Origin of the sequence: Dyadobacter diqingensis, assembly GCF_024220585.1 — a bacterium.
In the GTDB taxonomy this organism is placed as follows: Bacteria; Bacteroidota; Bacteroidia; order Cytophagales; family Spirosomataceae; genus Dyadobacter; species Dyadobacter diqingensis.
In genome coordinates this window covers 1-20,129 of record NZ_JAMXKF010000012.1, presented here as the reverse complement: position 1 = coordinate 20,129, position 20,129 = coordinate 1, and the positions used below count along the sequence as shown (strand labels likewise).

The window sequence follows — 20,129 nt, the reverse complement described above, 5'->3', positions numbered from 1 at the left end:
TCTACCGACCGCAAATTCCCGTAAAATCACAATACGTACAGACATTCAGATCGTCTGTTTTCCGGAACGGGATTTCCGGGTCAAGTAAGTTATCGAGTATTTCAGTGAGAAGCCGCTCCGATTTTTGAATAAAATGCGCTGCATCCAAGCCTTCGGTCAATTCCAGCGGGTTTGCAATCAGGTTAGTCGGGTCACGGAAAGAGTAAAAGCCGGATCGGACAAGATATTGTCCAAACTCATAGGTTTTTCCACCGATCGTAAGCCCTTGTTCGTCCTGCATTTTGCGGTACATCAGGTATTCGTAAAGCCATAACTGGCGCACATATCCGGCCTTTCTGTCCGGATCGGTACGAATAATTTCCTCTCGTCGCTCCGGATCGGCAACTTTCTGTTTCCCGGTAAGTTCTACACTGCCGGTTTTATAGTCCATCACATAAAGGGTGTGATCACCGCTCAGTTCAATTCGGTCTATTTTTCCGCCAACGTGGACTATCGTATCCTCGTTTTGCAGGTTCAATGTCAGCGTGGTACGTAGCGGCTGTTCTGCTGCCAGTATTTTACGCCGTGGCTGCTGGCTGATCTGATGTCTGATAAACGATAGAATCTGCTGTTCACCAACGTGATAGTATATTTTATTTAAACCAAGATCAGTGATATAACCACGGAATAACCTGTCGAATTCGTCACGTAAAATGATTTTGATCTGATCCTCCGTGGGATCTTTTTCATGTAAAAAGAAATCCTGGTCCAGCTTTTCCAGGCTCGCATGTATCCACGTCCCGATTTTATCCATGCCGAGTTCCTCTTCTACATCTTCTGCTTCTTTTACCCCGACAATATGTTTGAGGTAAAACTGCATGGAGCAACGGATCAGCTCATTTAAATGTGTCGGGTAAATACCTTTTCCTGAAAGATATCTGCGAATCGCAGCCAGCATGGCGGCATCTTTCGGTACATCTTCGCTTAACTCTTCCGATGGTTTTTTGGCAAAGGAAACAGTCTTGTTCTGAATCCTGATTTCAGGATTGTACTGGGCCAGTTCAAATTCGATCTGCTGGATAAAACGACTTTTTTCACCGCCTCCCGGTGCATCATTTGTGCTCGTGTAAAGCATATGAATTTCGGAAGCACGCTGCAATAACCTGTAAAAATGATAGGACATCACGGCTTCCTGATGCTGATGGGTAGGCAAGCCCACGGCCTGTGCTGCATCAAAAGGTATCAGTGAATTCTGACGTTTGGCCTGCGGAATGGTACCCTCATTTACAGAGAGGATAATGATTCTTTCAAAATCCAGTGCCCGGGTTTCGAGCATGCCCAGAATCTGTAAAGAGCTTATAGGCTCACCGCTGAAAGGTATCCGCGTCTGGCGGATCAGCTCAAACATGAAAGACCGGAGCGTTTTCAGCGTTATGATCTCGGGACGGTCTTCCAGTGTTTGTTCAAATTGTTTCAGCAGCGTGTAAAAAAGGTAGAGATACTCTGTTTCAAGCGCATTTTTATATTCCTTGTAAACCTCCCGTAGAATATCGATCAGGTTATAAAAGGTTTGGATGACCAGCTTTGAGTTATTTCTTGGCCAGTGTTTAAATAAAGTTTCGAACAAAACATTTCCCTGTCCCAGTTCCAGCAGTTCTTCCGAGCTCAGGAAAACCCTGTTTCCATCCGTGATCTGCCAGAGTGTTTCCTGGATAATCGTGTTGATTTCGGTTGTGGCCGGCCTTAACACAGCATGCTCATAGTGCCGGATAAAAGGATGGTTCAGTACCTTGCTGATAGACTTATGGTTGAACTTCGGAATGCGCACATTGCGGCCGTCTTTGTTCCTAAATTCGACAACGTTCTGCTGCAACTCAAAAACGCTGTCGATCAGCGTGTACAACATCGAATTCCGCAGAGAAAGTCCCATGGTAATGTTGAAATCTTTGATTTCTTCATCCAGCGAATACAACATCGGTGTTAAAAGGTTTTCGTCCGCCAGAACAATTGCCGTGGAAATGGGCTGATCGGGGATGTCATGGGCCTTCATGGCGGCATAAAGCTGGCCTGCCACTTTGGTTTGCAAGGTGGCGTTCGGAACGCCGTACACTGTGATATTCTTTTTGGTCGTCAGCAAATTGTCGTCCGTCCAGTTCCACGTTCCGAATACTTTCTGCGCCTGATATTCCCGCAGACTTTTACCCGCCTCAACGCCGGTATTTTCCGACATATAATAGCGGTCGGTGTCCCACAGAACCTCAGCTCTGCCTTTTTTTACCAACGCCGTTACAATCCGTTTTTCAGATTCGGTAAAGGCATTAAAGCCGGCAAAATAGATTTTGTCATTATCCGTTCTTTGCAGCAGCAACGTGTCGACATCTTCTGCAAGCTGCCTGTAAGCCATGCCGCGGTATGCTTTTCCCTTTTCAAATAACCGTTGACGGAAAGTGCTGTATACCGTTTTTATATTTTCAAAAAGCGTAAAATACTGTTTGGTGCCACCGCTGTTTTTGAGCGTTTTACCCTCCGGCAAATTCTCCTGCCATCGTGTAATTGCCTTTGCTTCAGACAGATAATCGAACAGATAGTCGGTTTTGACAAGGTACTGATCAATTTTGTCCAGGTCACTCAGCAGTACGGAAGCCCATCCCATAAAACGGTCAAACTGAACATCCGGATCTATTTCCTTGAATGTCTCGTAAAGCTCAAAAAACAGGTGAACCGGATCTTCTATTTCCAGCGTGCAAATTCCTTCCACAAAATCATCCACAGCTTCCACCTTAGGGCTTATAATGGCCTTTGTAGTGTTATTAGCCAATTCCTGCATGACAAAAAATGCCGCGCGCCGGGTAGGGACAACGATGCTGATACGGTCCAGTTCGGTGCCGTTTTGTTCTAAAATATGATTGGCTACTTGGTTGAGGAAGGAAGGCATATAGATGTTGGCTTTCAGCTGCTGGCAATTTGCTTTCGGCTGTTAATTTCTTTACAGGAAAATTAAGGGAAATGGATGTAAGAAACAGGTTTTCTGTTTTAAAATTATCGCTCGGGAAATTTTCTGGCCGGGGCGGCCCGCCGATTGCCGAAAGCTGACAGCCGAAGTCCTAATCAAATAACGGCCAGTTTACGCCAAATGAAAATGCCCTTTTCAAGCCGAGATATCCTGGTGTCTGAAAGTAGCCCGGCACACCAATTCCCTGATTGACGTGGGCCATTTTAAACGCCAGACGGATACGTTTAATCCTGACGTTGGCAAACACATCGGCAACGGTATATTGGTCGATTTCAAAACTGTTCTGGATATGGAATTGCTGCGTAATTGGCATGTAGGCATCTGCAAAATAAGACGAACGGTACATTGCCGAGACGCCTGCCTGAATAAACAATACTTTCGAATAGGTAAAGTCATAGGTAATTTGCCCGCTGGCAAAATACTTTGGCATCCGCACCACATTGCTGTTGGAATTGGTCGTATAATAAGCCATTCCTGAAATATTCCAGCGATTTAACTGAATATTGGCGGTAGTTCCGATGCGAACAATGGTGAATGCGCTGCCGAGCTGCCTCGGAAGCGCCGCCGTGTCATAATAAACATAATTGTTGACTACATGAAACTGCGCTTCGGGAGTCAGCTGGATATTTTTAGTTTTGAGCGGCAAAGAACCGTAAATGGTATTGGTTCCGGTTAGTTTAAAATTGTTCTGCCAGTCGAAATGGTTGCCAATGTAATTCTGAGTGATCAGATCCGGTGATGTAAAAATGGTCTGATAACCAACCTTGGCCCATTTGGTATCGAGCTCGCCTTTCAGTTTGAAATCCCTGCCGAGTAAATGTTCTCCTTCCGCGGTTAAATGCTGCGTAGAGTCTTTCAGGTAATAACTAAGCCAAAGGCCGACAATGTTTTCAAGCTTTAAACCTGTTCTGTAATCCGTAGTCAGAAAACCGGCAGTATTCGGCTCCTGGCTACCGGAACGCAAGCCATAAAAACGCTGCCGTAAATAAGCCCGGTAATTAAAACCGGAAAAAGTACCTTTGATACCTACCTTATTATCAAACAGTTTGTAAAAAATATCCTGTCTGGTATTTAACGAGTCATAACGGGATGCCGGATACAGGCCATTACTAATACCTCTTTGAATCGCTTTGTCGGTATAACGATTGATAATGCTTTGATAGTCAGTCTGTGCGAAAACCTGAAAGCCGTTGACCAGTTTATACTGTTGATAAATGTGAAAAACGTGGCGCCTTTCCCAGGAATTGGCATCGTCGCTTGCCCGGGCAAGGCCATCGTATGCGTAAATACCATCACCACCCACAGCCTCATCAGGAATTACACCTCCCTGTTCCCGCACTTTTTGGTTCAAATGGCGGTAGTGAGCAAGAATCAGGTATTTTTTATCTTTTGAAAAATAATGTGAGTGCAGAAGAAAAGTCCAGTTTTGCCCAAGTAAAGCTTCGGAAGCCACGCCATAGGTACCATATTGTTTGTTGGAAGTTAGGCGCTGGCCTCTGATCCCGAAATTGAAGCGCGGGTTAACATTCTGGGCATAACCAAAACGACCCAGCGTAGTCTTTTTCCCACCAGACCGGTACGTAAGGTCGGTGTACTGCGACTTGGTATCAATGTACTGTACTTCGTCCTGCTGGATGGCGTAGGGATCATAGGCACGCATACCCAGTTGCGCCCCGATATCCTGGCGCGGAGTAAAAAACAGGTTTCGGGATGCAGTGCCGACATTGCCCAGATCCACCAGTTTGCCGTAGGAACGATCCACCGGTGTCCAACGGTTAAAATCGGGAAGAAGCGTATCGACGCGGTAACGGACCGAATCGCGGTTGTTTATAATATCATTTTCAAAAAAATGCAGTGTAGTCTTCGGGCCGTAAATGGTTTTTGTGCTGTCGTCAAGTATCGCACCTCCACCTTTGCCACCGCCGCCGGAACCGCCTCCTCCACCTCCGGGCATATTCATACCACTGGGAAGTTTGATCTGCGCAACAGCAGCATGTTGGAAAAGCAGGAAGCTACACGAAACCCAAAAAACAACAGCTAATAAAATTCTCATAAACGATTCAATAATTCCACCGATTTAAAGCCGGAGTCATAGGGTATTTTGGGTAATCCATTGATTAAAAGTTTCGGTATCGGCACCGAAATTCATCTCCATGGGCAAATAGGCAAAACGATCCATAACTCCTGATTGGGCAGCAAGCGGTTTTAGCTTGACCATATCCTTTTCGGTTGTGAGTACAAAAGTATCGTTTTTTATGTACTTAATAAGATGTTCCAGGTCGGTATGGGTGTAATTATGATGATCCGGAAAAATTATCTCCTCAATAACGTCATACCGGCTCCGAAGGTATGCAGTAAAGGGCTGTGGATTGGCTATACCGGCTACGATTATAACTTTTTTTAACAAAACAGGCGCGCCATCATAACCAAACGGGTTGGAATAACAGATGGAAGTGAAGAAGACAGGTGTTTCCGGCCGGCTGTACACACGAATGGATTTCCGGATTTTGTCTTTTTCGTTTTCCGATAAATTGTCGGGCGACTTGGTCACGATAATACCGTCGGCCCGGCTTGCTCCGCTGCGGGTTTCGCGTAAGCGGCCAGCCGGAAACGGAAGGTCTTCGTAAAAAGGACGGTTGTAGTCGTTGAGCAAAATGTTAACATCGCGCTGAATGCCCCGGTGCTGGTAGGCGTCATCGAGCAGCAGAATGTTGCGTTCAGGATATCGTTCTTTAATCGCAATTGCCCCGTTTATACGTTTTTCACAGACGGCGACAACAATGTTTTTTCCAAATTTTGAAAAATATTGTAAAGGCTCGTCTCCGATGTCAGAAGCCGTTGAAGAATTGTCTGCAAACAGCAATCCTTTTGTCTTTCTGCCATAACCCCGGCTTAAAATGGCAGGCTGGTTATTTTGTGATAAAAGTTTGGTAAGATATTCAACGACAGGGGTTTTTCCTGTTCCTCCTACGGTGAGGTTTCCTACTGAAATTGTGAATTGTGGTGACTTTCCGGATGTGCTGATACCGGTGTCATAGAGGAAATTCCGGAGCAAGGTTATCAAACCGTATACCCACGAAAATGGTGTCAGTATTACTTTTATCCAATTATGTTCTGCCATCTTATCTGCATAATTACATATTTTTTGGTTAATATTGTTCCCCGAAAAAAAACTGACACCGCAAAATATGCCTTTAAGAATTGTGTTTCAACCCTATACGCTCCATTTTCGAATGGAGGCCGGTACTTCACGCGGGGTGCTGACACAAAAAACTTCGTGGATTCTTAAAGTTACGGATGAAGAACAGCCGGGTGTCGTAGGGTATGGCGAGTGCGGGCCTCTTCCCGGACTCAGTGTGGATGATATCCCGGATTTTGATGTGCAGCTGGCAGAGGTTTGCGAGTTGTTCAATCAGCTGGATCTTGAAGTTTTTCCTTTTAACCTGTCGATCATTTTACAACAGGTGATCCCGGAACATTTGCCGTCGGTCAGGTTTGGTATTGAAATGGCCCTGCTTGACTTTATGAACGGCGGGCAAAAAGTGCCTTACAAAAATCCGTTTTCAAAAGGTGAAAAGGGTATCCCGATGAACGGGCTGATCTGGATGGGTTCTTATGATCATATGGTCCGCCAGATCGAAGATAAACTTGAACAGGGGTACACAACGCTGAAAATGAAAGTAGGCGCCATTGACTTTGACCAGGAGTGCCGTGTACTGGAATCAGTCCGTACAAGGTTTTCTGCGTCTGAAATTACGTTAAGGGTGGATGCCAACGGCGCGTTCCAGCCTGAAGACGTTGAAGATAAGTTAAAACGTTTGTCACAATATGAGCTGCATTCCATTGAGCAGCCGGTTCGTGCGGGGCAGCTTGATTTACTGGCAGATTTATGTGCAAATTCATCGGTACCGGTAGCGCTGGATGAAGAGCTGATCGGAATTTTTGACTATCGCAAGAAATTTGCACTTCTGAAAAAAACACAGCCGCCGTTTATTATCCTGAAACCAACATTATTGGGTGGTTTCCAGCATTGTAAGGAATGGATTGAAATAGCGAACAGACTTTCCATAGGCTGGTGGGTGACTTCCGCGCTCGAATCCAATATTGGCCTCAATGCGATTGCGCAGTTTACCGCTTCTTTTGATAACCAGCTGCCACAGGGTTTGGGGACCGGAGCACTTTATCATAACAACTTCGACTCGCCGCTAAAAACGGAGAATGGTTACCTGTTTTATGACAGGAGCCGGGAATGGAACATCGCTCTGGATGAAAATGCCTGGAAGTAAAAAGCAAGGTACGATACTAATGAACGATGGCAACTGCCGCTATATAGCTATATAGTACGCAGTCACTATTTCATGTCCTTCTACCTCATAAATGAGGAATAATTACATTTTTCACGACATGATATCGTGAAAAATGTAATTATTCAGGTTATTCTACCCACTCAACACCCTTTCTTAACCAGGCGAGTGTTTTGGCTTCTACTGAATTTTCTTCGGGTATAAAGTTATACTCCCAATTGGCCTGCGGAGGCAAGCTCATCAAAATCGATTCGGTGCGGCCGTTGGTTTCCAACCCGAATTTGGTGCCACGATCCCAGACCAGATTAAACTCCACATATCTGCCACGGCGCAGGTATTGCCACTGCTTTTGCTCTTCAGAAAATGGCTTGTCTTTGTACTTGGCCATCAGACGCGTGTAAACGGGGGCAAAACTCTCTCCGATTTCCTTTACAAAAGCAAACAACTCTTCCTTGGACAGGTTGTTTCCATATCCGGCTTCATCGGGTTTCAAATAGTCGAAGAAAACTCCGCCGATTCCTCTTGTTTCATTCCGGTGCTGTATAAAGAAGTAATCATCGGCCCAGGTTTTAAATTTGGGATAAAAATCAGGATGATGTTTGTCGCATGCGGTTTTAAGATGATTGTGAAAAGTCTTCGCATCCTCTTCGATCACATAGTGCGGCGTCAGGTCAATACCGCCGCCAAACCAGCAGGTTCCGTTGCTTAGCTCAAAATACCGCACATTCATATGAATAATCGGCACATGAGGGTTTTTTGGATGCATGACAATCGATACGCCGGTGGCCGTGAAATGGAAGTCATCGGTGTCACTTAACTGCATTTGCTGACGAAGCCGTGGATGTACCTCGCCTTTTACACTTGAAAAATTAACGCCGCCTTTTTCGATCACACCGCCATTTTGAATTAACCGTGTGCGTCCGCCGCCGCCGGAATGGTGCTGCCACAAGTCTTCCTTAAACTCGCTTTGGCCGTCTGCTTCCTGTATCGCAGCACAAATATTATCCTGTAACTGTTTGAAAAACGACTCTATATCTTCAACCTTCATTATAAATCGGAAATTGTACGGGGCAAAATTACGATAAATCTAAAAGCAGACACTTTAATGGAGACTCTTCGCGGTGAAATTTAATGAGGATTGCTTATTTCATCGCGATTCTCTGCCATAAGGATATCCGGTCTCGCATCCTTTCGTTGTAGGTTTTATCGAAAAGGTCGTTAGTCGTCAATTCCAGTTGGTATTTATAGGCCACATTTGTTCTTGCTTTGCCGTACAACTTAAAGATCTCGGTTTCTACAATGTCCGAGTATTTATAGTTTTCTAATTCTGTGTTGTTAATTTTTTTTCCATTGATCCAGACTCCAAATACTTTTGAATTTTTCCACTTTTCGAATAATTCGGGAGAGGGCGTTTTTTTAACAGGTACAGGGCTCTCGAATACGAAAACACCGGATGCTTTTTGCTGCTCAGGACTCATACGGCTGTACAAATAAAACAGACGTTTTTTCTGTTCAATATTAAGCTCGTAAATTTCGTTGTAACGTAGTTCTTCCTTGGTGTATCTGGTGTGTTTTTTTATCGTTTCTGTAAATTCAGACATAAGTTCCTCTGATAAACCCTTACCATTTTGTACAACAGGTGTAGCTTTTGATGGTTTTTCTGAGGGTTCTTTTTCGTTTTTTTGTGAATAAATTTTCTGACAGAAGGTAAAGCCAAGTCCTAGAACGAGAAAGAAAGAAACGGTTTGTTTAATCAGGTTTTGCGACGGATTGGAAGGTCTGGTCATCATGGCTAGTCGTTTTTTGGTGATGGAGTAATTAAAGCTGCTGGTAAGGTTTACGAGGGTGCCTGATAGTATTTTATCGAGAAGCAAAAGTTTGTATGATCCGGTATCAGAAGCAATTTCAAGCGCTGCTTCATCGGCAAGAAACTCGTGATTCAGGCGCATCGCTTTTTTGAAATAGTAAAAGAATGGGTTGAACCAAAAGAAAATCTGGACCAGCTCCGTAAAAAGTACATCCAGGGTATGTTTTTGAGCTACGTGGGCGTGCTCATGTGCCAAAATTTCTTCCCGGACGCAGCCATTAGAGAGTTCAGCTTTATTGACAAAAATATAGTTGAGGAAGGTGTACGTAATTGTATTTTCCGGTACTAACACCAGCTTCGCCTTTTTATAATCCATGATGTCTTTGCCTGATTTTTGCAGCAGAACAGTACGTAGATTTTTGATAAATCGGAACAATAAAAAGCAGGTGATAAAACCGTAAAAGACGAGAGGGAGGTGCTGAGTCCAGTCGGTTGGATCCTCTTTCAGTGTTGTCTGTTTCAGCATTTCGACTGGTAACCTGTCGGTTTTCAGGTAATCCGTTTGCGCATAATCAATGATCGGGTCCGGTAACTTTTCGGAACTGAATTCAATGCTTAACAATGGAATTCCCAGCGCGAAAACGATGCAGAACAGCAGATATAATCTGTTGAAGAAAAACATCTTTTCTCTTTCGAGAAACAGATGATAGAAGAGCAGGAGCAAGCCCGAGCATAAAACCGACTTTATCAGATAGCTAGTCATTTTTCTTTCTTTTGATTTCTTCGTCTATCACTTTTCTGAGATCTTCAAGTTCTTGCGTGCTCATATTGGTATCTTTTGCGAAAAAGGAACCGAATTGTGAGACAGAGTCGTTAAAAAAGGTTTTGATTATGCCGTTGACATGTTTCGTGAAGTAGTCGGTCTTCGAGACCAGCGCATGATATTCCCGGGAATTGCCATACAGGATATAACCAACAAAACCTTTGTCCTGCATTCTTTTCAGAAGCGTTGCCACGGTTGTTCCCGCCGGTTTTGGATCCGGAAAGGAATCGATCAGGTCTTTCATGAAAGCCTTTTTTAGCTTCCAGATGTAATGCATGAGCTGTTCTTCGGCTTTGGTTAATTCCATATTCTACGTTTTTAGATTTAACTCTACAAATGTAGAGTTAAAATTTTCACAAGCAAATGTTTTTCTAAAATATTTAAACCGTAAGGGTGATTTGCAGATGGTAGAGGAAAAATAACGGCCTATCCGATTAGTATCCGATGGTAAACGTCTTATATTTAAAGCGAGAAATTGTCACCTTAACCATTCGAAATGCGATTTAGTCTACTGCTTTTATTTTTGCTCTCAACACTTTTTACAAAAGCTCAGAATATAACTTCCACCATCAGGGGAACGGTGAAAGATGCCGATACCGGGATTCCGCTTGCCGGTGCCCATGTGGTGTTATCGCCATCGGAAACGGGCGGCGTTACCGACGTTTTGGGGAACTTTCGTTTTACCGGGATCTCGGCAGGCAGATATTCATTAACAGTTTCGTTTGTAGGTTATGACAAAATAACAATTCCGGAAATCCTGCTTGAATCGGGGAAGGAAAATGTGCAGGAGATTAAATTAGGAGTGCGTGCGGGTCAGCTTGCCGAGGCAACGGTGGTGTCGTCCCGCCCGGTTGCGTTCAACAGCGTGCAGGCGATTACCATCGAGCAAACGCTGCGTTATGCGGCTACGTACCTGGACCCGGCACGAGTCACGACCTCATTCGCCGGTGTAGCGGCAGCCAATGATCAGGCAAATGGCCTGGTTATCCGAGGAAACTCGCCGAACAGCATGCAATGGAGGCTAGAAGGGGTCGAGATTGTAAATCCTAACCACCTTTCCAATGCCGGGACGTTCAGCGATCGGGCCACGCAGACGGGCGGTGGAGTTAATATTCTGAGCACCCAGCTGCTGGGTACTTCTTATTTTCTGAACGGAGCCTTTCCTGCCCAGTATGGCAACGCGCTTTCGGGCGTACTCGATATGAATCTGCGGAAAGGGAATGATGAAAAGACAGAGTTTACGGCCCAGGCCGGATTGATCGGTCTGGATCTGGCGGCGGAAGGGCCATTTTCCAAAAAATCGAAAGCTTCTTATCTGGCCAATTACCGTTATTCATTTACAGGATTGCTGGGTGCGATGGGCGTGAATTTTGGCGGTGAAGATATCCGTTTTCAGGACTTTTCGTTCAATATCAGTCTACCCACGGAAAAGGCCGGGACTTTTACATTTTTTGGACTGGGCGGTGTGAGTAGTAACACGTTTAAAGCGGATAAGGACACAACAGCCTGGGAATTTGAAAAGGACGGGCAGGATATTATCTATAAGAATAAAATGGGGGCTGTGGGCGCCACACATATGCTGGGATTGAGCAGTCGTGCCTCGTTAAACTCGACAATTGTAGCTTCCGGTTTGAAAATGTCAAGGGAAGGTTATGTTGTCAACCCGGAAAATGTGCAGGACAAAAATTTAAGGGAACGTGATGAGCAGACCAAAGGACGCGTGTCGCTGAGCAGCACACTAACTTATCGTTTCAACGAAAGAAGCCGGCTGAAAACGGGTATGTATGCAACCTGGCAGACCGATGGGATTGCATCGCCGGATATCAAAAAACCGCAAGTCGGTAAAATAGACGGATTTGTGATTCAGCCATTTGCCAGCTGGAATTATCATTTGTCGTCCCGGTTGACCTCCGAAATTGGTATTCACAACTTGTACTACACCACTTCAAAAAGTAACTCTCTGGAACCGAGGGCAGCCTTGCGTTTTCAGGTCAATTCATCCCAGCAAATCAGTTTTTCTTATGGGCTGCATAGCCAGTTGCAGCTTCCGCAGGTTTATATATCGGGGAAAAATGTTCAGTCGCCGCTGCATTCCAATTTGCTTCTGGGGCCCTCAAAATCACACCATTTTGTGATGGGATATCAAAAGAATTTCGGTAACAGTACGAGCCTGAAAGTAGAGGTTTATGATCAGGAATTGTATCAGATACCCGTGAATGCGCTCTCCGGATCATTTTCTGCAATCAACCTGATTGAAACTTTCGTGGATCAAAAACTTTCGGGAACGGGCAAGGGACGTAATTATGGTATTGAAGCAACTTTTCAAAAGCTGTTGACCGGCCAATATTATTATTTGATATCGGGCTCTTTGTATGACGCCACCTATGTGGGTTCTGACGGGATCAGAAGGAAAAGCCGTTTCGACGGAAGGCATACGTTTAGCTTTACAGGAGGAAAAGAATTTAAGTCGGGCAGGGAAAGCACCTGGGGGATCAACACGAAAATTCTGTGGATAGGAGGGTTTAGGGAAACGCCTATTGATACGGAGGCGTCCACCGCGGCAAACACGACTGTGTATGATGCGAACCGTGCATTTTCGGTCAAAATGCAAGATTATTTCCGTCCTGACCTGAGGATTTACTGGAAAAAAAGCAAGGCAAAATACAGCCGGACTTTGGCACTTGATATTCAGAATATTTCGGCTACCAAAAATGAGGCTTACAGTTATTATGACACGTATCAAAAACAGATCGTTCGCAAAGATCAGCTCGGTCTGATCCCGGTCCTGAGTTACCGGTGGGAATTTTAGTGGTTTTGTGGAAAAGTTAGTTTGGCTGATAGGCGGGGTGTTTGGCGATTGGGGTTATTCCTGCCGTGCCGATATTCCCAATGTATCGCCGTGCAGCGACGACGGTGCGGGTTTCGAAGTCATCATAATTAGCGGCTTCCGGTCTCATGCTGTTGATCCGGACCTGACCGGCTGCGTGGATAAATTCTCCGTTGCCTAGGTACATGGCGACATGTGTGACCCTCGCATGAGGCGATCTGTTTTTACCACCTGCAAAGAAGATCAGGTCTCCCGGTTTTAAGTTTTTCAGCGCTGCGTCAAGATTTAATGTGTCGCTTTTCAGAACGCTTACCGGCTCTCCAACGAGTACCTGCTGGGAAGCGTCACGTGGGATCACAACGCCGTTCATGAAAAAAGCTGTTTTGGTAAAACCGCTGCAATCGACTCCTTTTACAGAAGTGCCTCCCCATAAATACGGGACACCGATCATGGTTTTGGCGATTTCTATCATCTGTTGAGGGGTTGGAGCAGGTTTTTTAATCCATTTGTCATAATCTTTAACCTGGTTTTGCGCAACAAAACCTTTTCTACCATCGGGATAGGTCACTTTGAAAAATCCTTTTTCCTTGCCCGCATTGACGAGTATGTCACCCATTACCAGGTCGGAAATCCTTTGCGACTTCGTATCAGGACTGATGAAAGCATGGCCATAGTCGTCTACAAAAATCAATTTGTCCTTCTTTTTCCAATCCTCCATTTCCAAAGCAGTCTTGAAAATAATGGCACCTGCATCAAGCCAGGAAATATAACCGTCGGGTGTACGGACGAGATAATAATAACCATCCTTTTTCAGGATATCCAGTGGCGTTCCCAGTAGCGTTTGTGTGGCAAGTTCGGCTGCGTTTTTCGGGTTTGAACGGATATTGGCAACAGACACATTGACAAGTCCGAAAAGCTGCTCCCCGAGTGATTTGGCGGGGAGCAGATTGATGCTGAACGTAGCGTTGATAAATTTCTCCTTCATTAGGGCCGAGAGCTTTTCGACTGCTTTGGGCTCAGTCGTCTCAACCGTAACGTTGCCCGTGCTATCGGTATTAACCTGAAAAATGGCAGTACGTTTATCCGGTGCGTATTCTTTTCGAACTGTCTCCCCAATTTCAAAAATCTTTTTTATATGGACCGAGTCAGGTTTGTTATCAGGCTGTGCACCCCGTGTGAAAACAGGCGACAGCAAAAGGAAGAGGATTATTTTTCGGGATATCATAAGTTAAAAATAGGAACGAATTCCAACATTATCAAGAAGTGGTTTTGCATCAGTTAAAGGAGTGAAGGCATGTGCGAAAATGTTTGTCGGGGTAAAATGAATAAAAATAGTATAGAAAACTGATCCGTTTTTTTAATAGTATCATGTTGATATTAAGAAGTTTGTATGTTTCTTGTTTAACTAGGATTATGATAGTTTATAAATAATCTCAAATAAAGGGGAACTATCCCGCACTTATCATTGTCTACTACCAGCAGCCAACCGGGTGATTTATCACAGGTTCGTTTCTGCGCCGCTTTGGGGGCGACTGGAATTGACAGCGGGTTGGGATTCTGTGTGTAAGCATGTCGGGAGCTGGGGGTACCTCCCGTAAATAATACCTTTCAAACAATAACTGGCGAAAATACTTACGCCATGGCTGCTTAATCCGGAGGATCTAGCAAATGCCATCATCCCTCCAACCTACGCGCTGATGGTTGGGCTCCGGGGTGTCGCAAATCAGCGCTGGTTGGCATAGTGGTACGGAAAGCCAACGAGACCCTAGGACCTAAGGCCAAGACGCGGGTCCGCCGTGAACCTTGTCTGGCTCGAAAATCTAATCGCGGATAAGCATGTAGAAGGCGCAGGGTTTCCCTGTTCTGGACGAGGGTTCGAATCCCTCCGTCTCCACTTTTGAAAAGAGCTGTAAGTCAGAAACTTACGGCTCTTTTTATGATGATGAAAGTGGCTTGGTGCCAATTGGGTGCCAGTTAATTATTGAATCACAAGGGTTAGTTATGAGTGCCAGTCAGGCAAAATATCCATATAAAGAAGCGGTTTTAGCAGATAGGAAAGGTGATATTTCAAAACCCTGGTATGTTAATTACTACGTCTGGTCAGAAATAGAGGGGAAGCTTGTTAGGAAAAGAAGTAAGTTATCGCATCCTTCAAAAAAGGAAAGGTATGACCACGCCAAAAAATTCATTGCGGTAATCAATAAAGCGCTAGCCAATGGCCTTATCACCGATGAAATTGACGACCCTACCGCAGAATTAACCGCAAAAACATCTATCAAAGATGCAATGGCTAGTTTTTTGCGCATGAAGAAAGCCACTGCTTCCGAAAACACCTACAAAGGCTACAAAAAAGATCTAAAAGTATTTGAAGAATGGGCTGAAAAGGCTGGCTTTATCTCAAAACCAATTAAAAGTATTGGAACGAAAGAAGTGTTTGCTTTTTCTGATTTTCTAGACGCGTATACCAGAGAGGAAGAAACGAATACAAAGGTTGGGTTCTCAAAAAAGACATTTAGCAATTTCATAAGTACACTTAGAACGATGTGGACGGTCTTTACAACCAGGGAGATTCTTAAAGACAACCCATTTTTAAAGGTTGTAAAAAGAAAAGGTAGATCTGGTCAACATATCCCGTATTCACCTAGCCAAGTTCGAAAATTTAAGAAAGTTTGCCTGGATGAGATAGGAGACAAGCAGTTATGGCTTTTTGTAAACTTTATATACTACTGTTTTTTGCGCCCTGCGGAAGAAGCTCAGAATCTTCAAATTAAACATATCCTTAAAAAGACAATTGTTGTTCCAGCCGAAATTGCAAAGAATGATTTGACAGAACATATTCGTATTCCCAAGGGCTTACAGAAGCTAATTGAAGAATATAAACTACGTTCGTTCCCGGGACATTTTTACATATTTACTCTATTTGGTGAACCGGGTATCAAGCCTGTTGGAAACAAATATATGTATATGCACAACAAAAAGGTTCTTGATCAGGCAGAGTTTACTGATCAGGATTACGATTTGTATGGGTGGAAACATACAGGAAATATTGCATTGTATCTAGCAACAAAAGACATTAAATTGGTTCAGGCTCAGAACCGCCATAAGGATATTAGTACAACTGACAAATATTTGAGAGATCTTGGTCTATTTATGGACGAAGATGCATTAGATTTATTTCCAGAAGCTGGAAGTGATCATCATTAAATCGGATAAAGAATGCTATGACTGGATATAACGAGTCCGAAAAATATCTGATAAAAATGTGCGATAGGACATTTTTATCACTTTATAGCTATCCCAATGTCTTTAGACGAAGAACGCCTGCGAGTGAGCTGTGCGACTTGTTGGTTGTAGTTGGTGACGACATCATCATTTTTTCGGATAAGCATTGTGTCTATGGAAACCACGAAAAGCCAGAAGTTAATTGGAAACGATGGTTTAAAAGTGCTGTAATTGCATCTGCAAAACAGCTTTGGGGTGCAGAAAGCTGGATAAAACAATTTCCAGCCGATATATACTTAGACCCGAAAAACACTCTCAAATTTCCAATCAACATCTCGATTTCACCATCAACTCGAATCCATTTAATTCTTGTGGCTCATGGTACGCAGCAACCTTGTAGAGATGCTTTGGGTGGAATTGGTAGCCCGATAATTGATACAAGTTTGAAATTGATAGAAGATCATGATACCCCATTTATCATGGGGGATATATCAGGTAGAAAAACCTTCGTACACATATTAGACGATGTTGCTTTTGAATTGATTCTAACCTGTCTCGACACAGTAACCGACTTCGTCAACTATATAAATAAGCGGGAAAAATTCTTAAAATCTGGCTTTTTGGTACAAGCCGCAGGGGAAGAAGAACTGTTAGCTGACTATTTGCAAACACTAGATGTGGATAAAGAACACAACTTCACTTATCCAAAGCCTGAATTTGACGGCGTTTCTTTAATTGAAGGCTCTTGGGAGAAGTTCGTCAACAGTCCGCATCGGCACGCTCAGCAAGAGGCCGATAAAATCAGTTATTTTTGGGATAATCTGATTGAAGAATTTAGTAAACATGCAATTAATAGAAGTCAGCATTATGTTAGTGAAGGTGGGTTTGTAGATGCGGAGAGGGCAATCCGATTCATGGCTCGGGAGCCCCGATTTTCTCGTAGATATCTTTCAAAAAGCTTTATAGATATTCTTACAAAGACATCAGGAAAACAACAACTCTTTCGAATCATGGACCCGCAACTGGGTACGGGTATATATTACGTTTTTGCAGCGCTACCGCATCATAATCCGAAAACACAGAGTTATAAGGAATATCGATCTTACCGACTTGATCTGCTGCAATCTTATTGTCTCGTGCTTAGGCTAATACGACCTGATGCCAAATATGTAATTGGCATTGGCATGGAATCTGGAATTGATGTATCCAAAAGAGCAGAAGATCTAATTTGTTTCGACTGCAGTAGTTGGAATTATGATCTACAAAAATATGTGCAAGAACTCCAAGCAGAAACAGGCATATTAACCCGATATAAGAGAACTGAGTTCAATGATACGGAATATCCAAGACAAAATTAAAACGCCAAGTTCGGCACCAAGTGTTTCCGTTTTGATTTAAAGTTTTTTATGGCAGAATATATTTAGTTGCCGGATTGACGGGGGGCAATCCGGTTTCTTTAATAATTCCAGGTTAGACACTCGACTTTGGTCTTGGACTCTTTTCGACGTCCATCCACGGCGAGTGTTTTTTCATGATTTTCTGTTTTCCAGCCGTAAGCATTTCGGTATTTCATCAGTAGTTTTTCCGGGTAGCTACTTAATAGAAATTTCCCTTTCATGTTTACGCAAGCATCGAGCAACGCTTTGAAGTCATCCATTGTATAACCCTTGTACGGGCCTTGATCGGAAGAAACATACGGCGGGTCAAGATAAAAGAAAGAGTCTGGGCCGTCATATGCCCGGATCACTTTTAGTACATCATAACTTTCAATCGTAACGCGTTGCAGCCTATTTTTATACTGCTCAGTAAACCGGTTCTTTTTGTTGGAAAGGCGTAATGGACATTTTCCAGCACGGTCGTAACCGACCCGCCCCCTATCATACTACTAAAACTCATGTTGCTCTGCACCCATACAGACCAGGCGCTCTCAATCTGTTTAGTCTCTTCGTTTTTTTGAGAGATATAAAGCTCATCAGACTCCCGGTGCTGCGCCCTACTGTGAAAGGTTTCGTCGACAAGTTTTTCAATTTCTTCAAAGTCGTATTTGAGCACCTTATAAAAGGTCATGATCCTATTGTTGATATTATTAACAACTTCGAAAAAGGAGGGCTCTTTTGCCCAGAAGACAGCCCTGCCTCCAAAGAACGGTTCAATGTCATGTAAGTGTCGTGGTATTTTGGGGAGAATATAAGGTAGCATATTTTGCTTACCGCAGTAGCAGGTAATCGGAGTTTTTAAACTCATAGATTTTGATAGCTTTTGATTGTAAAATTTAGTGATGAGAAAATCCGTAATTTGCGCGGCTACCAAAAGGCCGTTTTTTATGAACCTGTTTACCTACCTCTATTCTCAGATTTACTTATTATTTAAAAATTTCCTAGGAACGAAGAAACCTCATTTACATGCAATTATGGCATTGACGGGATTAGTATACGTTAATGTTTTTAGTTTGTTTCCAAGCTTACGAAAACCTATTGAAGACAAAACTGCCTCACTTTACGTCGTTGGGGTGTTGGTCTTTTTAATTGTAGCAATCGCTATTCCGTTAATTACATACCTACTGGTAAATTTTGATCATGTGAAAGTTGACGGCGAGCGTAAGGATGCGAAATGATTAATAATCTTGTCGCTATACATTATCGCTTCACTGGCGTTGTTCTTATCAACAAACTATATGTTTTTCCCTTTTTAATAAATCCGGATTTCATACTCACCATTTTAATGTGTAAAGTGATTGGTGAATAATGAGGTAAATCCCACGATCAACGCCTGAAATCCCTCATTATTCATATAAATCATTGCATTAGGTGTACGCTGTAACGATTTCACACCAAACTTGCTCCCCTCGTTTCAGTGTATCAGTAATCTTATTTTGAAGACCTTCGTACGTGGCCGACTAGTACCTACCATAAAATCCTGATCTTCCTTCCAAAATGTTTTACCAGGTAACAAACACCCTTCTGTGTCAATTACCCGGATATATCCGAATCCCCGCGAAGCCTGGCACGTTTATCAGGATAGGTAAAAGCCTTTAAACTGGTTGGAATACGTGAGGGCAACCTGGTAACGGCCGGTTGGAATTGCCGTTTTGCCGTATACCTTTTCCCTGGCGATATCAGCCAGAGGCATGTCTTATTTTAGTCCGTGGTCGCGGTCCTCTAAAATAAAGTAATACGCCTGGCCGTCCACCACTATGGAACTTGCTGTACTGTTGACGTCAAGCCAGCGTCTTGAAACAACTATTTCCATTATACTAAGTCTTTAAATTCGCCCGATTCGTCAAACTTTTTAGTATAGCCAGGATATTTTTATGGAGTAGATCGGACGGATTTTTCCGACATTTTCAAAGATGGACATCGTTTCCAGAACAATGATGATACAGTAAAGCAGATCGTTCACTCAATTAAAAAAGACCGGTTGTAGTCCCGAAAATTTCGATTCTGATCAGAACGTGTGAGGTGATTAGGATCCAGGCGTAAATCAGGATCTTTTTGAATAGTCTGGTCTATGCTCGGGATTCCAAAGTTTTCTTTTTCCAAGCTTTGAATATACCGAAGCAGTATCGACAAGAATGATAACGGCCAGAAAAAGCACGAACTGCCAGTCACCAGGTTGGAGAGCAGTGGTTTTCGATACAGGAAATTTTCCATTATCGGAGTCTGAATATGGAGGCGCAAATATGTTTTGTTTTCTAAAACATATCGAGCCGTAGTTTTTGCTCCCTAATNCAACGATAACTTATAGTCTTAAAACAGGCACACCATCCGGGCTGACCCTGATCTGCTCCCTAATGAACCATACAACGATTTGCTGAGCACCATCAGGACCACTGAAATACCGATTTTCGCCAGAAGCCAGGTTTTAAAATGGTTTCTCCAAAAAAGTTTAGAAAAAGTTTCACTTTAATAAATTTGACTTTCAGCGACTTACCCATTTTGTTCAACTTTTTTTGAAAATACTTTGCATTGAGGCTTGCATCTTAAAAATAAATGTAGGACTTTTGCACTCCCAATCGGGGACAACGGCAGTGAAAACGATCACCGCAACAAGTTTCGGAAGACGCGAAGCAGAGTTCTTTGACATGATGAAGAGAGTAACAAGATAGTTCGTTTAAGAAGATAACGTGGGATCTTTCGGGATTACCACAAACAAAA

13 protein-coding genes and 1 other RNA gene are annotated in these 20,129 nt (G+C 43.5%); 5 read left to right on the top strand and 9 right to left on the bottom strand.

All coding sequences use genetic code 11. From position 1 onward, the window contains the following. Nucleotide 1 precedes the first annotated feature (1 nt). From M1L62_RS25615 to lpxK, 3 genes are all read right to left on the bottom strand, one after another. On the bottom strand, nt 2–2,914 hold the full coding sequence (locus M1L62_RS25615; RefSeq protein WP_254562502.1) for a PD-(D/E)XK nuclease family protein: 2,913 nt from the start codon (nt 2,912–2,914) through the stop codon (nt 2–4). Nucleotides 2,915–3,083: 169 nt separating this feature from the next. After that, complete coding sequence (locus tag M1L62_RS25610) at nt 3,084–5,045, bottom strand: putative porin (RefSeq protein WP_254562501.1); 1,962 nt, start codon at nt 5,043–5,045, stop codon at nt 3,084–3,086. Between the two features lie 36 nt (nt 5,046–5,081). Further along, on the bottom strand, nt 5,082–6,113 hold the full coding sequence (gene lpxK / locus M1L62_RS25605) for a tetraacyldisaccharide 4'-kinase (protein ID WP_254562500.1): 1,032 nt from the start codon (nt 6,111–6,113) through the stop codon (nt 5,082–5,084). Nucleotides 6,114–6,180: 67 nt separating this feature from the next. Here lpxK and menC point away from each other — a divergent pair, with 67 nt between their 5' ends. After that, nucleotides 6,181–7,278, top strand: coding sequence for an o-succinylbenzoate synthase (gene menC / locus M1L62_RS25600; RefSeq protein ID WP_254562499.1), 1,098 nt, complete (start codon nt 6,181–6,183; stop codon nt 7,276–7,278). Nucleotides 7,279–7,426: 148 nt separating this feature from the next. Here the strand turns inward: menC and hemF are convergent, their stop codons facing one another. The 3 genes from hemF to M1L62_RS25585 all read right to left on the bottom strand — a co-directional run bounded on the left by hemF (nt 7,427) and on the right by M1L62_RS25585 (nt 10,233). Next, nucleotides 7,427–8,344 (bottom strand): oxygen-dependent coproporphyrinogen oxidase, encoded by a 918-nt coding sequence (gene hemF / locus M1L62_RS25595; protein ID WP_254562498.1) that lies wholly within the window; start codon nt 8,342–8,344, stop codon nt 7,427–7,429. A gap of 94 nt (nt 8,345–8,438) precedes the next feature. Continuing rightward, a complete protein-coding gene (locus M1L62_RS25590; protein WP_254562497.1) occupies nt 8,439–9,866 on the bottom strand; it encodes a M56 family metallopeptidase in 1,428 nt (475 codons plus the stop codon). Beyond that, nucleotides 9,859–10,233, bottom strand: coding sequence for a BlaI/MecI/CopY family transcriptional regulator (locus M1L62_RS25585; RefSeq protein ID WP_254562496.1), 375 nt, complete (start codon nt 10,231–10,233; stop codon nt 9,859–9,861). The genes M1L62_RS25590 and M1L62_RS25585 overlap by 8 nt, the downstream gene beginning before the upstream one ends. Nucleotides 10,234–10,422: 189 nt before the next feature. Here M1L62_RS25585 and M1L62_RS25580 point away from each other — a divergent pair, with 189 nt between their 5' ends. Continuing rightward, nucleotides 10,423–12,735, top strand: coding sequence for a TonB-dependent receptor (locus tag M1L62_RS25580; RefSeq protein ID WP_254562495.1), 2,313 nt, complete (start codon nt 10,423–10,425; stop codon nt 12,733–12,735). 16 nt (nt 12,736–12,751) lie between these two features. On the opposite strand, the gene M1L62_RS25575 is transcribed toward M1L62_RS25580, so the two are convergent. Then, entirely contained in the window at nt 12,752–13,978 is a 1,227-nt protein-coding gene (locus M1L62_RS25575; RefSeq protein ID WP_254562494.1) for a C40 family peptidase, read from the bottom strand. A gap of 299 nt (nt 13,979–14,277) precedes the next feature. Between M1L62_RS25575 and ssrA the strand changes: the two genes are divergently transcribed. The 3 genes from ssrA to M1L62_RS25560 all read left to right on the top strand — a co-directional run bounded on the left by ssrA (nt 14,278) and on the right by M1L62_RS25560 (nt 17,333). Next, nucleotides 14,278–14,650, top strand: a transfer-messenger RNA (tmRNA) gene (gene ssrA, locus M1L62_RS25570). 104 nt (nt 14,651–14,754) lie between these two features. After that, nucleotides 14,755–15,957 carry a tyrosine-type recombinase/integrase gene (locus tag M1L62_RS25565; RefSeq protein ID WP_254562493.1) on the top strand — a complete coding sequence of 401 codons (1,203 nt, stop codon included), beginning with the start codon at nt 14,755–14,757 and terminating at the stop codon, nt 15,955–15,957. A gap of 17 nt (nt 15,958–15,974) precedes the next feature. Further along, on the top strand, nt 15,975–17,333 hold the full coding sequence (locus M1L62_RS25560; RefSeq protein WP_254562492.1) for a hypothetical protein: 1,359 nt from the start codon (nt 15,975–15,977) through the stop codon (nt 17,331–17,333). A 98-nt stretch (nt 17,334–17,431) separates the two neighbouring features. Here the strand turns inward: M1L62_RS25560 and M1L62_RS29775 are convergent, their stop codons facing one another. Together M1L62_RS29775 and M1L62_RS25555 are read right to left on the bottom strand one after the other, a co-directional pair. Continuing rightward, on the bottom strand, nt 17,432–17,722 hold the full coding sequence (locus M1L62_RS29775) for a DNA adenine methylase (RefSeq protein ID WP_374760323.1): 291 nt from the start codon (nt 17,720–17,722) through the stop codon (nt 17,432–17,434). A 2-nt stretch (nt 17,723–17,724) separates the two neighbouring features. Further along, nucleotides 17,725–18,174, bottom strand: a complete 450-nt coding sequence (locus M1L62_RS25555; protein ID WP_254562662.1) for a DNA adenine methylase — start codon at nt 18,172–18,174, stop codon at nt 17,725–17,727. Between the last annotated feature and the right edge of the window lie 1,955 nt (nt 18,175–20,129).

Excerpts from the sequence above, each read along its gene's own strand:
- M1L62_RS25615 (WP_254562502.1), bottom strand. The coding sequence starts at position 2,914 with ATGCCTTCCTTCCTCAACCAAGTAGCCAATCATATTTTAGAACAAAAC.
- M1L62_RS25610 (WP_254562501.1), bottom strand. The coding sequence starts at position 5,045 with ATGAGAATTTTATTAGCTGTTGTTTTTTGGGTTTCGTGTAGCTTCCTG.
- lpxK (WP_254562500.1), bottom strand. The coding sequence starts at position 6,113 with ATGGCAGAACATAATTGGATAAAAGTAATACTGACACCATTTTCGTGG.
- menC (WP_254562499.1), top strand. The coding sequence starts at position 6,181 with ATGCCTTTAAGAATTGTGTTTCAACCCTATACGCTCCATTTTCGAATG.
- hemF (WP_254562498.1), bottom strand. The coding sequence starts at position 8,344 with ATGAAGGTTGAAGATATAGAGTCGTTTTTCAAACAGTTACAGGATAAT.
- M1L62_RS25590 (WP_254562497.1), bottom strand. The coding sequence starts at position 9,866 with ATGACTAGCTATCTGATAAAGTCGGTTTTATGCTCGGGCTTGCTCCTG.
- M1L62_RS25585 (WP_254562496.1), bottom strand. The coding sequence starts at position 10,233 with ATGGAATTAACCAAAGCCGAAGAACAGCTCATGCATTACATCTGGAAG.
- M1L62_RS25580 (WP_254562495.1), top strand. The coding sequence starts at position 10,423 with ATGCGATTTAGTCTACTGCTTTTATTTTTGCTCTCAACACTTTTTACA.
- M1L62_RS25575 (WP_254562494.1), bottom strand. The coding sequence starts at position 13,978 with ATGATATCCCGAAAAATAATCCTCTTCCTTTTGCTGTCGCCTGTTTTC.
- M1L62_RS25565 (WP_254562493.1), top strand. The coding sequence starts at position 14,755 with ATGAGTGCCAGTCAGGCAAAATATCCATATAAAGAAGCGGTTTTAGCA.
- M1L62_RS25560 (WP_254562492.1), top strand. The coding sequence starts at position 15,975 with ATGACTGGATATAACGAGTCCGAAAAATATCTGATAAAAATGTGCGAT.
- M1L62_RS25555 (WP_254562662.1), bottom strand. The coding sequence starts at position 18,174 with ATGCTACCTTATATTCTCCCCAAAATACCACGACACTTACATGACATT.